Below are 14,492 nucleotides of genomic sequence, written 5' to 3' on the forward strand. Positions count from 1 at the left end.
TTTGCTGCGGTAAGCATCCCGCTCACTATTGAAGGATAATAGTCCTAGAAGTTTTATAAAAAGTAATGGCTGCCAAAGACCTATTCCATGATGCTGTAAAACAAGCACTCCTGAAAGACGATTGGATTATCACAGCAGATCCTCTAAAAATTAAGATTGAGGGAGTTAAGCTTGAAATAGATTTAGCAGCAGATAAAATTATAGCAGCTCAAAAAGCAGAACGAAAAATAGCAGTTGAAATAAAAAGTTTCCTCAATACTTCGGCAATTACCGATTTTCATGCTGCACGCTTTTAAATTTTTAAACTATCGTCTAGCATTACAAATGAGCGAATCAGATAGAATACTTTATCTGGGAGTTCCTGTTGATACATTTGAATCATTCTTCCAATAAAAATTGCCCCAAGAAGCAGTTATAGCGCTACGCGCAAGGCAATAGGCAATAGGCATGCTAGCCATAGCTGGTGATAATAGCTTTTGCGGCTTTTATAAATGTCAAACATCTTAATGCGTAGTGCCATAATTTTTATCAAGTAAAATTGCTCATATACAATCCTGTTGAGGAGGTAATAATCCAATGGAAAAATTATAAAAGTACTGATTAATAATTCGCCAACTATTAACTAATCATGCCACATTAGAAGCGAATAATTCAGATTCAGAAATTGAAGGTCAACTTATTTTTGACACAGAACATGACCATTATCAACTTCTAGATATCGGCTGGGATGGACTCAAACGAGTTTATAACTGTTTCATCCATTTAGATATCAAAGATGGTATAATTTGGATTCAGCGAAATATGACAGAAGCTGATTTGGCACAAGATTTGGTGGAAATGGGTATACCAAAAGAAGATATTATTCTCGGTTTAGATCCCAGTTATAAACGTCCTTACACAGGCTATGGAGTGGCTTAGTGATATTCACCTGATCGGCTATGGGCACGCTACTTGAAGTGCCATTGGCCTTTGGCCAACGGCTGATAGCTGAACTGATAGCTGACCGCTTAATGCTTACGTACTATACCAATCCGTGTAGGAATTGTGAGAATTTTTGTTCCCTGTTCCCTACTCCCTGTTCCCTGTTCCCAGATCCGCTGTTCCCTTTGGTATAATAGCTTGTCTGACTCAACAATGAAGACTCCTTGGTTAAAATTACTTCTGTTCAAACTTTTCCTCAGTTTCCTGACAGTATGCCTAGTTTTTGGCACTGCCACACCAGTCAAGGCATCTCCCACGGTAAATAGCTGCCCTGAAGGTATGACCTTCATTCCTGGCGGCACTTTCAAGATGGGTTCCGACGTTTACTACCCTTCCGAGCGCTCTGCGGACGATGTCACCGTTGAGAGCTTCTGCATCGATAAATACGAAGTGACTAATTCCGAATTTGCCAAATTTGTCAAGGAAACGGGTTATATTACCGTAGCAGAGCGTCCCCTCTCTTCGGAACAGTTTCCGGACTTAACAGAGGAGCAACGGGCACCTGGTTCCCTAGTCTTTCAGATGCCGGACAATGGTGTTAGACCAGTCGGTTACCTGAGCTGGTGGAAGTGGACTCCTGGGGCTGACTGGCAACATCCCTTTGGTCCGAAGAGCAATATTAGAGGTAAAAAGAACTATCCCGTCGTCCATGTTGCCTATGAAGACGTTCAAGCCTATGCTAAGTGGGCAGGGAAGTCAGTACCCACAGAAGCCCAATGGGAATATGCCGCTCACGGTGGACTGGATGATGCTACCTACAGCTGGGGTCAGCAATACTCCGCCAAGAAGGCTAATACCTGGCAAGGATTCTTTCCCTTTTTCAACACTAAAACTGATGGTCACACTGGCACTGCACCTGTAGGTTCCTTTGAACCAAATGGTTATGGTTTGTATGACATAACTGGTAATGTCTGGGAGTGGACTTCAGATTGGTATAGCATCGGTCACCATGGCAAAGCCCACAGTCTTAATCCTACAGGACCTAATCAAAAAGAAAGCTTCGACCCCAGAGAACCGGGTGTTGCTAAACATGTAATTAAAGGCGGGTCTTACCTGTGTGCTCCTAATTATTGTAGTCGCTATCGTCCTGCTGCTCGGGAGTCTCAATCACCGGATACAGGAACGACTCACATTGGATTTAGGTTAGTTAAGCCTGATAAGATTTCCTAAATCTGAAAAAATTATATAGCGTTTATTCAAAGTCCCCCTTTTTAAGGGGGATTTAGGGGGATCCCTTTGTACCTCATGGGAAAGACAATTGCTATAGAATTGATTATTTGCTTCGTTAAGCTGTTCAGCATTTAGATTGGGATACTTAAATTGCTCAAAGGGAACAGGGAACAGGGAACAGGGAACAGAGAAAAACCAATTTAAATGCGCATCAGCTTAAACCCCGACAATCATTAACGGTAAATCGAGGGATAATAACCAGATAAAATTATTGCTCTTGTTGGGTAATATTATTCAATAATATCACAGTTTTTAGCCAGAATATTAATCAAAACTTAGTTAAAAAAATTAATTTTTTTAGCTAAAATTGGTTGGGATGAATTAACTATAGCGTTTATCATAGCTATGAGGTACACATTATTTTTTCCCGATTCCCGATTCCCGATTCCCGATTCCCGATTCCCGATTCCCGATTCCCGATTCCCGATTCCCGATTCCCTGCTCCCTCCAAAGAATTTTTACCTGACTGAATTGCAAACCGCTGTATGCTTTATAAATCCTATGCAATAGCTTTTTTTAACGAACCCTAAAACTTCCAAAAAAAACTTTTTAAAACCCTTGACAAACAAAACTATAATCATTACAATAATCAATATTAACCAAGTTGAACTTTTTCACTATGTCAGAAACCTTTACTCGCAATTTCAAGAAACAACCTACTCAGCACACTCTGAAAGGTCCTCGTCAATCAGTAATTCATAGTATGCAGATGCTTTATGCCCTAGGCTATGCCGAGATTGCCGAGTGGACTCCTCTGGAACCGACTGATATTCCAGGTGAAGTAATGACGACTATGACCAAGTATTGGTTGTTGCCATAACACCTTGTCTTGATCCAGTCGCTCATGGGGGAAACCACGGCAGTTGCTCATGGGGGAGACCCCCAAGACCGCACTGCCTCCCCAAGACCGCGCTGCATCGCTAAATTTCTGGGGGGGTTTCCCCCCTTCACCAAGGGTTTTGGAAACTTCTGACATATGTGATTGACATAGCCGTGGATAGTATTTCTACGGCTATTTTTTTTGTAAGTATATGGGCTACACACACGCTGCGCGAACAGCAATCAGCGGTCAGCAGGGGTCAGCGGTTTGCAATTGCTGTTAGGTACTTTCGTTCTTGGTTTTTAGGGAATAGGGAATCGGTAATCCTACACTCTCCCTTTGACTCTAAATGTAAAAACCTACTCCCTCGGTGCGCTAATGCACGTCAACTTTTGCCTCTAGCATGCATGCCTTTTGCCTTGCACGTAGCGCTGTATTGACAAGATTGGTTTGGTCGGTAAAAATAGCCATGTTTGCCTTGAAGCGGATCAGCAATTACACCCGAGAAATCTTAGCTCATGAAAAAAAGAACGTTCTTAGTTTTCCTATCGATTCTCTTATCAGTGTTTTGCCTAGGAGGCTTTGTGGGATGTCCCCCTGCTGCTGCAGACTATGACCCCTTACTGTCTTGGAATGCCGGTGCGGCTAAGCAAACGATTTTTGACTTTGTGCAAGAGGTTACCAACCCCAACAGTGATAACTACGTTAGTCCTAGCGATCGCATCGCGGTCTTTGATAATGATGGAACCCTGTGGAATGAAAAACCCAAAAATATTTACGGGTTATTTATCAAAGACATGCTAGGTAATGCCTTTTCAACTAAAAGGGATGCCATCTTTGAAGACCTCAAACTGCAGGGATTAACACCGGAAGACTATAAACAGAAGGCGAGGTTCTTTCTGGATAATTCCAAGCATCCAGACTTTGGAGTGCCATACATACAGGTAACTTACGAGCCCATCGTTGAACTGGTCAATTATCTCAGGAGTAATGATTTCAAGGTCTATATTTGTTCTGGGGCGGGACTTGATTTCATTCGCTCCTATGCCGAAGATGCCTACGGTGTTCCCCCTGAAAATATTATTGGTACGACCGTCCAAACTAAGTTTATTACTAAAGACGATGGCTCTCATATCTTGGTTAAGAAGCCAATACTGGTCCAACCCATTAATAATAACGAAGGTAAAGTAGTGGACATTGATCGCTACATTGGTAAAAAACCAATTATGACAGTTGGTAATTCCGATGGTGATTTAGACATGCTTCAGTATACTGACGAGCAAGATGGTCCAGCTTTGATGATGCTGGTTCACCACGATGATCCCCGCGAATATGTATATGATACAGGTGCCGAGAATGCTCTTCGGGAGGCCGACGCTCGTGGTTGGACAGTTATCAGTATGAAAGAGGATTTCGTAACAGTGTTTGGAGAGGAAATCGATATAGCAAAGGGAACAGGGAACAGCGGATCTGGGAACAGGGAACAGGGAGTAGGAAGTAGCGAGTAGGGAATATGGCATCAAAATTCTCTCAATTCCTACACGGATTGCTATAAATCCCAGAAAGAATTTTAATCAGAGAACCAATCTGGATATCAAATAACATCTAAATACGAAGGATTAATCCGATCAGTAATTTCTGATCGGTATCCTAGACCTTGACAGTAAGTGCCAAGCCCTACTTACTACCCATGGCTTCACTCCCTAATCGCTAATTTCAGGCTTTGGCAAAAGTCCCCAATGGCTGACAAGCCTTCTGATTGGGTGCCATCTGCCAAACGCTTTACTATAGCGCTACCGACAATCACGGCATCTGCACCCCAATCTTTGACCTGCTTAGCTTGTTCTGGCTGGGAGATCCCAAAGCCAACCCCGATGGGCTTATCGGTTAGACCACGCATCTGATTGAGTAAGTCTTTTACCCGTGATTGCAGCTGAGTTCTCATCCCGGTGACACCGGTAACACTGACTAGGTAAATAAAGCCCTGAGACTGTTTAGCGATCGCTTCAATCCGTTCTGTTGGTGAAGTTGGTGCCACTAACAATATCACTTCAATCCCGAGCTCTGCTGCAGGTTTCAGCAAGATTTGAGCTTCTTCCAGGGGTAAGTCAGGCACCACTAACCCTTTCGCCCCCACTTGAGCAATCTGCTCTAAGAAGGAATTAATCCCTCGGTTGAGAATGGGATTGTAGTAGGTAAATAGGACAATTGGCGCTTCTATCTCTGGGCTAACTTCCTTTACCATTGCCAGCACATCATCCAACTGCACACCTTTTTGTAATGCTCTAGTAGCAGCAGCATGGATAGTTGGACCATCGGCCAAGGGGTCAGAATAGGGTACTCCCAGTTCAATGATGTCAGCACCGGATTGGTCGAGTACCCGCAAGGCTTTGGCTGTGGTTTCTAAATCGGGATCCCCAGCGGTGATAAAAGGAATCAGAGCACACTGGGAGTTAGATCTCAGGGATCCGAAGCAATCGGAAATTTTGGTCATTGGTCATTCGTCATATAGTTTTGCCCTGCCCCCCTGGTTAAGGGGATATGGAGGAATCGTCCTGTGCTTTGGTCAAACGCTTTTCCTGTTCCACCTCTGCTTGGAGTTGGGCAAGTTCTTCTGGTGTCATTTCTTCGAGTCGCTTTTGCAGGACAGCATCTTTATAGTCTTTCACCTGCTGGTTATAGGTCATGGTTTGGGTCAGGGCTCGAAACAGGTAGGTTAGCACCCACCCAACTAACCCCCCTACCAAGAGGACTTGACTCCAAATCCCGGCTTGGATGTGATCGTACCCAGCGAGCTGAAAGATCAAGTAGGCTATGCCGCCAGCAGCAAAGATACCAAGGGAAATTCCAATCGCGTCAATTCGTCGCATGAATTACTATAGCAAAGGGAACAGGGAACAGCGGATCTGGGAACAGGGAGCAGGGAACAAAAATTCTCACAATTCATTTAGGTACCCTATAATGATCGCTTAAGTGACTGACTTAGCCTTGTGGCTGACGCCGCTTGGGGCGAAGGTTTAAGATTGGACTGAAGAGTAATAAACCTGGAAAGAATAAGAAGACCAGGAAGTACATGAAGCCTCGCTCGAAGGAGCTAGCAACGTACCACCGTTTCTGTAGGTAGAGATAGATGGCCAGAGGGAATACCAATAAGTAGGCTCCTGCCAAAGACAGGTAAAGTATCGCAGTAATCATAGAATTTTGGTTTAGGACACAGAAGACAAAAATGCGTTCGTGTAGCGTGACATGCAGGTCAATCGCTCAACCCTACTATACTACCTTAGGTCCAACATGCTGCCCTGTGTTCCCCCAGAGCCAGACTTTATCCCCCTCTTAAAAATTTCAACAGTATAATTGCAGAGTAGACCCAGTTCATGTTTTAATATATAACAGTGAGATCACAGTGGTTGATGGGTAAACAAAAGCCCACAGCTATCTAATCTCAACCAGGGGGCGTGGCGGAATGGTAGACGCTACGGACTTAAGGAAATTGAGCACTGATGGAGAAATCTGTCATGTGAATGCTCTCAAATTCAGGGAAACCTAAGTCTGGTAACAGATAAGGCAATCCTGAGCCAAGCCGAGAAAACCTCTCGGAAGGTGCAGAGACTCGACGGGAGCTACCCTAACGTAAAGCCGAGGGTAAAGGGAGAGTCCAATTCTCAAGAGCCAGCTATGGTAGTAGCGAAAGCTACGGGAGAATGAAAATCCGTTGACCTTAAACGGTCGTGTGGGTTCAAGTCCCACCGCCCCCATTTTGATCAGAGCGTGGCCAGAAAAGTTGGTAGATGACTGTGGTTGGTTTATTAAGGGTTGGGCACTAAACTATGGCGCTATAGTAAATCAGTCCGCACCTCAAAAACCTGCGGAAAATATAAAGCTTGCTCTATCTGCTTTATAAGTATTGGCGTTGCCCCTTCCAACGAAAATGCTTAGGTGCGACCCGTGGCGAATTTAATAATTAGATGCGGAAAGCGCACCTAAGGAGTTTTTATGTAAGTATTTAGCTATCAGCTATCAGCTATCAGCTATCAGTTATCAGTTATCAGCTATCAGTTATCAGCTATCAGCTTTTGAATAAAACAAGTAAGCATTGGTTTAATCTGAGTGAAGTCCCAGCGTCGTTCGCACAGCGTGGCCATTCGCGTAGCGTGGCCTTTGGCCTTGGCCTTTGGCCTTGGCCAAAGCCTGTGGCAAAAAGCTGACGGCACCTCAAGTAGCGTGAGCTAAAAGCTCATGGCTGACGGCTGACGGCTGAATGCTTACGTTTTCATCTATACCAAACGGTAAGATATTTTTACTAATAGATATAAACCATAAGCGCGTCTGACGATGCGGTTTTTAACCGATATTTGCTCCTTCTGGTGCTAACAAAACCATTCCTAGTGACCCAGGTTCACACTAATTATGAATTGGGGTTGCATAAATTTATAAATTTGCTAATATAGTTAAAGATTTCACGAATAGAAAAAATTTGAGTAAAATTGCTGGTTTGAGTATTGGCTTTGAAGAGGTCAGTATCAGCCAACAATAAAACCATACCCTAATTGCTACTACAGGGTACTGATTAAACTAGCTTGGGTGCAGATAATTTTTCTTTCGTTTAACTCGATTATGGCTGTGGCATGACGTACTATAAAAAAGTCAAAAAACATGACACTGAACATATTCTTAAAAGAAGCATTTGAACCCAAGAATAGTAAAAATACTCCAAATTTTTTACCAGAAGTTAGCCTCAGTACCACACCTAAACTATTAATCGAATCTGAGGGAACTGTTGGTAAGGTTAACCTTAGCCTCAGTGAAGCTCCACCAGTAGAAGGAATAACTGTAACCGTCACTGCCCCTGAAATACTAGAATTCGACCTTGAATCTTTGGAAGTAACAGGAGGAGAAATAGTAGTACCTCCGGTAGCATCAGATTTATTCGGTTTTACGATTAATATTACAGAACAAGATGCAACGGTTAGCTTGGCTGTGGCGGATGATGGGCAAGTAGAAGGGCTAGAGGCAGTAACCTTTACCCTAGAAGAACCACTGGTAATTTTTGAACCAACTTTTGAAGTCAATCCTGAAGCTAATCGTGGCACGTTTCTAATTCGGGATACTCCCAAAGTTATCCCTATTCAAGATAGTCCAGATTCTTTACCAGAAGTTAGCCTCAGTACCTCTCCTAAACTATTAATCGAATCTGAGGGAACTGTTGCTAATGTTAACCTTAGCCTCAGTGAAGCTCCACCAGTAGAAGGAATAACTGTAACCGTCACTGCTCCTGAAATACTAGAATTCAATCTGGACTCTTTGGAAGTAACAGGAGGAGAAATAGTAGTACCTCCGGTAGCATCGGATTTATTCGGTTTTACGATTAATATTACAGAACAAGATGCAACGGTTAGCTTGGCTGTGGCCGATGATGGGCAAGTAGAAGGGCTAGAGGCAGTAATCTTTACTCTAGAAGAACCACTGGGCATTTTTGAACCAACTTTTGAAGTCAATCCTGAAGCTAATCGTGGCATCTTTGTAATTGCGGATAGTCTCGAAATTTTTGATGACTATACTCTATTTTAGGGATTTACTGATATTAGTAGTCCCCAATTATCAGATAATACTTTGATTTCTGCTAGTGGTCGAAATTTATAAATTTTAGAGGGTATTGATACCGCTAGCTTCGGTGCAGGTGATTTGTGTTTTAATAAAGAATAAGTTGATAATTGTTTAATTAGGTTAGGTACAATTTTTTAGGTGTTATGGCGCAGCGAGCAGCCAGCATTGAGAAGCGAGCAGGGATAAGAGGTAAAGAGTTTGTGCACCTCATTAGGCTAGAAACAGCTAGAGCAAAACTTAAGCAGTAAGGTTACCTGTAGGGTGGATGATTAATGGATCCTACAGCTTAAGGACGAGTCGCCTTTGTTGGTTTGGTGATTAATTAGATTAATCAGCCGAACAAGAGGAAATTAATGATTAACCCAGCAGCGGACTATGATTCCCCCTGGAAAGACACCCTGGAATGGTACTTTGAGCCCTTCATTGCTCTGTGCTTTGCCCACATTCATAGTCAAATCAATTGGTCTCGTCCAAGTGAATTCCTCGACAAAGAACTGCAAAAGGTGGTGCGAGACGCGGAAGTAGGACGTCGATGGGCTGACAAACTGGTTAAGGTCTGGCTCAACAATGGTCTTGAAACTTGGATTCTAATTCATGTGGAAGTCCAAGGGGAAAAACAGACGGAGTTTGCTAAACGGATGTACACCTACCATCATCGGATTAGCGGACGCTACAATCGACCGGTTGCTAGTTTAGCAGTCTTGAGTGATGCTAACCCCCAGTGGCGACCAACCCAATACAGTAGCGAAATCTTCGGCTGTAAAATCCAGTTCAATTTTTTGATGGTGAAACTGCTAGACTACAAACAGCAGTGGCCAGAATTAGAACAAAGTGCCAATCCCTTTGCCACGGTGATCATGGCTCACCTGAAAGCAGTTGATACTCGCAGTGATGGCCAGCAACGGAAAATCTGGAAAATGGCTCTGACCAGACGATTGTACCAGCAAGGGTATCAGCGACAAGACATCCTAAACTTATATCACTTCATCGACTGGGTAATGCACTTACCCTCAGCACTAGAACAAACCTTTCGTGAAGAACTTAACCAGTACGAACAGGAGGTCAACATGAAGTATGTCACGAGTATCGAAAGGTTGGGCATTAAGCAAGGTCGTCAAGAAGGTCTTCAGGAAGGAGCTGAGCGACTGCTGCTACGATTGCTTCAAAGGCGCTTTGGAGAGTTATCCCCTGAGATTCAAGCTCGTTTGAAGGGGTTGAGTGTCGAAAAATTAGAACAGTTAATGGATGTGGCCATTGATGTAGAATCTATTGAGCAATTAGTACACCATCTGCCAGCATCCCAAGCCACTGATTAAAATCAGGACTTAGATGTCCTGTGTCTATTCTGAAGGGTTAATTGTGATTAATCCTTCACTATTTTTTGAGCAGGGAAACATGGTTTGGTGATTAATTAGATTAATCAGCTCAGCTAGAGAAAATTAATGATTAACCCAGCAGCGGACTATGATTCCCCCTGGAAAGACACCCTGGAATGGTACTTTGAGCCCTTCATTGCCTTGTGCTTTGCCCACATTCATAGTCAAATCAATTGGTCTCGTCCAAGTGAATTCCTCGACAAAGAACTACAAAAGGTGGTGCGAGACGCGGAAGTAGGACGTCGATGGGCTGACAAACTGGTCAAGGTCTGGCTCAACAATGGTCTTGAAACCTGGATTCTAATTCATGTGGAAGTCCAAGGGGAAAAACAGACGGATTTTGCTAAACGGATGTACACCTACCATCATCGGATTAGCGGACGCTACAATCGACCGGTTGCTAGTTTAGCAGTCTTGAGTGATGCTAACCCCCAGTGGCGACCAACCCAATACAGTAGCGAAATCTTCGGCTGTAAAATCCAGTTCAATTTTTTGATGGTGAAACTGCTAGACTACAAACAGCAGTGGCCAGAATTAGAACAAAGTGCCAATCCCTTTGCCACGGTGATCATGGCTCACCTGAAAGCAGTTGATACTCGCAGTGATGGCCAGCAACGGAAAATCTGGAAAATGGCTCTGACCAGACGATTGTACCAGCAAGGGTATCAGCGACAAGACATCCTAAACTTATATCATTTCATCGACTGGGTAATGCACTTACCTGAAGCACTAGAACAAGCCTTTCGTGAAGAAGTTAACCAGTACGAACAGGAGGTCAACATGAAGTATGTCACGAGTATCGAAAGGTTAGGAATTAAGCAAGGTCGTCAAGAAGGTCGTCAGGAAGGTATTTTAGAAGGTCGTCAAGAAGGTCGTCAGGAAGAAGCTGAGCGACTGCTGCTACGATTGCTTCATAGGCGTTTTGGAGAGTTATCCCCTGAGATTCAAGCTCGTTTGAAGGGGTTGAGTGTCGAAAAGTTAGAACAGTTAATGGATGTGGCCATCGATGTAGAATCTGTTGAGCAATTAGTAGACCATTTGCCAGCACCCGAAGCCGCTAATTAAAACGCTGATTAAAACCAGGACTGATATGTCCTGTATCTATTCTGAAGGGTTAATTGTGATTAACCCTTCACTATTTTTTGAGCAGGGAAACAGGGTTTGGTGATTAATTAGATTAATCAGCCGAACTAGAGAAAATTAATGATTAACCCAGCAGCGGACTATGATTCCCCCTGGAAAGACACCCTGGAATGGTACTTTGAGCCCTTCATTGCCTTGTGCTTTGCCCACATTCATAGTCAAATCAATTGGTCTCGTCCAAGTGAATTCCTCGACAAAGAACTACAAAAGGTGGTGCGAGACGCGGAAGTAGGACGTCGATGGGCTGACAAACTGGTCAAGGTCTGGCTCAACAATGGTCTTGAAACCTGGATTCTAATTCATGTGGAAGTCCAAGGGGAAAAACAGACGGATTTTGCTAAACGGATGTACACCTACCATCATCGGATTAGCGGACGCTACAATCGACCGGTTGCTAGTTTAGCAGTCTTGAGTGATGCTAACCCCCAGTGGCGACCAACCCAATACAGTAGCGAAATCTTCGGCTGTAAAATCCAGTTCAATTTTTTGATGGTGAAACTGCTAGACTACAAACAGCAGTGGCCAGAATTAGAACAAAGTGCCAATCCCTTTGCCACGGTGATCATGGCTCACCTGAAAGCAGTTGATACTCGCAGTGATGGCCAGCAACGGAAAATCTGGAAAATGGCTCTGACCAGACGATTGTACCAGCAAGGGTATCAGCGACAAGACATCCTAAACTTATATCACTTCATCGACTGGGTAATGCACTTACCCTCAGCACTAGAACAAACCTTTCGTGAAGAACTTAACCAGTACGAACAGGAGGTCAACATGAAGTATGTCACGAGTATCGAAAGGTTGGGCATTAAGCAAGGTCGTCAAGAAGGTCTTCAGGAAGGAGCTGAGCGACTGCTGCTACGATTGCTTCAAAGGCGCTTTGGAGAGTTATCCCCTGAGATTCAAGCTCGTTTGAAGGGGTTGAGTGTCGAAAAATTAGAACAGTTAATGGATGTGGCCATTGATGTAGAATCTATTGAGCAATTAGTACACCATCTGCCAGCATCCCAAGCCACTGATTAAAATCAGGACTTAGATGTCCTGTGTCTATTCTGAAGGGTTAATTGTGATTAATCCTTCACTATTTTTTGAGCAGGGAAACATGGTTTGGTGATTAATTAGATTAATCAGCTCAGCTAGAGAAAATTAATGATTAACCCAGCAGCGGACTATGATTCCCCCTGGAAAGACACCCTGGAATGGTACTTTGAGCCCTTCATTGCCTTGTGCTTTGCCCACATTCATAGTCAAATCAATTGGTCTCGTCCAAGTGAATTCCTCGACAAAGAACTACAAAAGGTGGTGCGAGACGCGGAAGTAGGACGTCGATGGGCTGACAAACTGGTCAAGGTCTGGCTCAACAATGGTCTTGAAACCTGGATTCTAATTCATGTGGAAGTCCAAGGGGAAAAACAGACGGATTTTGCTAAACGGATGTACACCTACCATCATCGGATTAGCGGACGCTACAATCGACCGGTTGCTAGTTTAGCAGTCTTGAGTGATGCTAACCCCCAGTGGCGACCAACCCAATACAGTAGCGAAATCTTCGGCTGTAAAATCCAGTTCAATTTTTTGATGGTGAAACTGCTAGACTACAAACAGCAGTGGCCAGAATTAGAACAAAGTGCCAATCCCTTTGCCACGGTGATCATGGCTCACCTGAAAGCAGTTGATACTCGCAGTGATGGCCAGCAACGGAAAATCTGGAAAATGGCTCTGACCAGACGATTGTACCAGCAAGGGTATCAGCGACAAGACATCCTAAACTTATATCATTTCATCGACTGGGTAATGCACTTACCTGAAGCACTAGAAGAAGCCTTTCGTGAAGAAGTTAACCAGTACGAACAGGAGGTCAACATGAAGTATGTCACGAGTATCGAAAGGTTGGGCATTAAGCAAGGTCGTCAGGAAGAAGCTGAGCGACTGCTACTACGATTGCTTCAAAGGCGCTTTGGAGACCTATCCCCTGAGATTCAAGCTCGTGTGAAGGGGTTGAGTGTCGAAAAGTTAGAACAGTTAATGGATGTGGCCATTGATGTAGAATCTGTTGAGCAATTAGTAGACCATTTGCCAGCACCCGAAGCCACTGATTAAAACAAGGACTGATAGAGAAATCCAAATTCTCTTGCCCAATACCCCACACCCCACACCCTATACCCTAGATTCTGTGTAACCATTGAGTATAGGGATGCTGAACTAAATTGGAGTTGAAGTATCTCGGATCATTAGATACTTCAATTCCAATCCATTCTGGTAGTTCAATGTCCTGATTTTCATCAGTTAGTTCAACTTCTGCCAAAATTAATCCTTGATTATCCCCAGCAAACTCATCTACTTCCCAAATCAAGCCAGCGTGTTCAATTTTATAACGAGTTTTCTCAATTAGGGGACCCTGGCACAAAGTATCGAGCATTTCTTGAGCATCCGAGCCTGGGATAGGATACTCATACTCTTTTCTAGAAAAACCCACCTTGGGACTTTTGATAGTAAGATATCCTTGATCTCCCACCAGGCGCACCCGGACAGTAGTGCGGTTGGTTGTACGAATGTAACCTTGGCGATAAACACTACCAGTGCCTAGTTTCCGCCACTCTTCGCCTTTAACTAGAAATTTCCGTTCGATTTCAGTTGCCATAGGTACAAAGTATAGTGTAAATAGCTATTATTAGTCATTGGTTAATTGAAAATAGGACTTACGAAGTTTAGTTGGTTTTGCCCCCCTAACCCCCCTTGCTCTGGGGGGTACTACTCAAAAAGTCCCCCAAGGCAAGGGCGATTTCAGGGTGCCTTACGTAAGTCCTGGAAAATTGACCATTGTTGATTGACTATTGTTGATTGTCCATTTTAAAATCAGAGCAAGTCCTAACCATTCTGCTTATTGCTATATTAATCAAAAACTTTACAATCTTGCCTATTTAGTTAGCGATCGCTTCATATTAAAATACCAGAGTTAATCCGGATTCGTTTATTTTGGCAAGAAATATAAAAATAGAGAGCCAATTACGTAGAGTTACTCATAGAGGAACTCATCGTTGTGGCTAATGCCAATAGCTAATGTAAGTAAAATTATCAGGATAAACATCGATGTCCCAACAATCAACAAACCAAAAGAGTGGAGCAGCAGCATTAATTGATGAAATGAAAAAATTTGCCAAATTAGCTGAAGAGTTAGAAAAGCAAACCAAAGATTCTAGCGAACAAGGCTATTCAGGCAAAGGAAATAACATATGGTGAACGGGTTTAGTGAGGATAAAAGGACTATACTCACACTCTTATTGATTAGGTAAACGGATGTAGGGTAAACGAGTGTAGGGTGAACCAGTCAGTGAAGG

At 43.4% G+C, this 14,492-nt stretch carries 19 protein-coding genes; 15 read left to right on the forward strand and 4 right to left on the reverse strand.

From position 1 onward, the window contains the following. The first annotated feature begins 65 nt into the window (after nt 1-65). The 9 genes from F6J90_RS42105 to F6J90_RS42145 all read left to right on the forward strand — a co-directional run bounded on the left by F6J90_RS42105 (nt 66) and on the right by F6J90_RS42145 (nt 4,539). Nucleotides 66-296 carry an element excision factor XisH family protein gene (locus F6J90_RS42105; RefSeq protein WP_293108507.1) on the forward strand — a complete coding sequence of 77 codons (231 nt, stop codon included), beginning with the start codon at nt 66-68 and terminating at the stop codon, nt 294-296. A 28-nt stretch (nt 297-324) separates the two neighbouring features. Further along, complete coding sequence (locus tag F6J90_RS42110; RefSeq protein WP_293108670.1) at nt 325-393, forward strand: hypothetical protein; 69 nt, start codon at nt 325-327, stop codon at nt 391-393. 210 nt (nt 394-603) lie between these two features. Further along, nucleotides 604-918 (forward strand): XisI protein, encoded by a 315-nt coding sequence (locus tag F6J90_RS42115; RefSeq protein WP_293108673.1) that lies wholly within the window; start codon nt 604-606, stop codon nt 916-918. 20 nt (nt 919-938) lie between these two features. Continuing rightward, nucleotides 939-1,115 carry a hypothetical protein gene (locus F6J90_RS42120; protein ID WP_293108510.1) on the forward strand — a complete coding sequence of 59 codons (177 nt, stop codon included), beginning with the start codon at nt 939-941 and terminating at the stop codon, nt 1,113-1,115. Then, nucleotides 1,045-2,151 (forward strand): formylglycine-generating enzyme family protein, encoded by a 1,107-nt coding sequence (locus F6J90_RS42125; RefSeq protein WP_293108511.1) that lies wholly within the window; start codon nt 1,045-1,047, stop codon nt 2,149-2,151. The genes F6J90_RS42120 and F6J90_RS42125 overlap by 71 nt, the downstream gene beginning before the upstream one ends. Nucleotides 2,152-2,556: 405 nt before the next feature. Next, on the forward strand, nt 2,557-2,721 hold the full coding sequence (locus F6J90_RS42130) for a hypothetical protein (protein WP_293108512.1): 165 nt from the start codon (nt 2,557-2,559) through the stop codon (nt 2,719-2,721). A 109-nt stretch (nt 2,722-2,830) separates the two neighbouring features. After that, a complete protein-coding gene (locus tag F6J90_RS42135) occupies nt 2,831-3,031 on the forward strand; it encodes a hypothetical protein (protein ID WP_287248150.1) in 201 nt (66 codons plus the stop codon). A 24-nt stretch (nt 3,032-3,055) separates the two neighbouring features. Continuing rightward, nucleotides 3,056-3,184 (forward strand): hypothetical protein, encoded by a 129-nt coding sequence (locus F6J90_RS42140; RefSeq protein ID WP_293108515.1) that lies wholly within the window; start codon nt 3,056-3,058, stop codon nt 3,182-3,184. Nucleotides 3,185-3,549: 365 nt separating this feature from the next. Further along, the gene (locus F6J90_RS42145; protein WP_293108518.1) at nt 3,550-4,539 is read left to right on the forward strand and encodes an HAD family hydrolase; all 990 of its coding nucleotides are present in this window, start codon (nt 3,550-3,552) and stop codon (nt 4,537-4,539) included. 188 nt (nt 4,540-4,727) lie between these two features. On the opposite strand, the gene trpA is transcribed toward F6J90_RS42145, so the two are convergent. From trpA to ndhL, 3 genes are all read right to left on the reverse strand, one after another. Then, nucleotides 4,728-5,525, reverse strand: a complete 798-nt coding sequence (trpA, locus tag F6J90_RS42150) for a tryptophan synthase subunit alpha (protein WP_293108520.1) — start codon at nt 5,523-5,525, stop codon at nt 4,728-4,730. Nucleotides 5,526-5,562: 37 nt separating this feature from the next. After that, nucleotides 5,563-5,901, reverse strand: coding sequence for a DUF3007 family protein (locus F6J90_RS42155; protein ID WP_293108523.1), 339 nt, complete (start codon nt 5,899-5,901; stop codon nt 5,563-5,565). Nucleotides 5,902-6,013: 112 nt separating this feature from the next. Continuing rightward, nucleotides 6,014-6,259, reverse strand: a complete 246-nt coding sequence (ndhL, locus tag F6J90_RS42160) for an NAD(P)H-quinone oxidoreductase subunit L (RefSeq protein WP_293095318.1) — start codon at nt 6,257-6,259, stop codon at nt 6,014-6,016. A 1,425-nt stretch (nt 6,260-7,684) separates the two neighbouring features. Here ndhL and F6J90_RS42165 point away from each other — a divergent pair. The 5 genes from F6J90_RS42165 to F6J90_RS42185 all read left to right on the forward strand — a co-directional run bounded on the left by F6J90_RS42165 (nt 7,685) and on the right by F6J90_RS42185 (nt 13,254). Then, nucleotides 7,685-8,599: a hypothetical protein gene (locus F6J90_RS42165; protein WP_293108526.1), complete on the forward strand. Its 915-nt coding sequence runs from the start codon at nt 7,685-7,687 to the stop codon at nt 8,597-8,599. 389 nt (nt 8,600-8,988) lie between these two features. Then, the gene (locus F6J90_RS42170; protein ID WP_293108528.1) at nt 8,989-9,951 is read left to right on the forward strand and encodes a DUF4351 domain-containing protein; all 963 of its coding nucleotides are present in this window, start codon (nt 8,989-8,991) and stop codon (nt 9,949-9,951) included. 126 nt (nt 9,952-10,077) lie between these two features. Continuing rightward, nucleotides 10,078-11,076, forward strand: coding sequence for a DUF4351 domain-containing protein (locus F6J90_RS42175; protein ID WP_293108531.1), 999 nt, complete (start codon nt 10,078-10,080; stop codon nt 11,074-11,076). A gap of 138 nt (nt 11,077-11,214) precedes the next feature. Further along, a complete protein-coding gene (locus F6J90_RS42180; RefSeq protein ID WP_293108534.1) occupies nt 11,215-12,177 on the forward strand; it encodes a DUF4351 domain-containing protein in 963 nt (320 codons plus the stop codon). Nucleotides 12,178-12,303: 126 nt separating this feature from the next. Next, nucleotides 12,304-13,254: a DUF4351 domain-containing protein gene (locus tag F6J90_RS42185; protein ID WP_293108537.1), complete on the forward strand. Its 951-nt coding sequence runs from the start codon at nt 12,304-12,306 to the stop codon at nt 13,252-13,254. A gap of 64 nt (nt 13,255-13,318) precedes the next feature. On the opposite strand, the gene F6J90_RS42190 is transcribed toward F6J90_RS42185, so the two are convergent. Further along, complete coding sequence (locus F6J90_RS42190; RefSeq protein ID WP_293108540.1) at nt 13,319-13,795, reverse strand: CYTH domain-containing protein; 477 nt, start codon at nt 13,793-13,795, stop codon at nt 13,319-13,321. 449 nt (nt 13,796-14,244) lie between these two features. Between F6J90_RS42190 and F6J90_RS42195 the strand changes: the two genes are divergently transcribed. Continuing rightward, nucleotides 14,245-14,394 carry a hypothetical protein gene (locus F6J90_RS42195; protein ID WP_293108543.1) on the forward strand — a complete coding sequence of 50 codons (150 nt, stop codon included), beginning with the start codon at nt 14,245-14,247 and terminating at the stop codon, nt 14,392-14,394. Nucleotides 14,395-14,492: the final 98 nt, after the last annotated feature.

The organism is Moorena sp. SIOASIH (assembly GCF_010671925.1).
In the GTDB taxonomy this organism is placed as follows: Bacteria; Cyanobacteriota; Cyanobacteriia; order Cyanobacteriales; family Coleofasciculaceae; genus Moorena.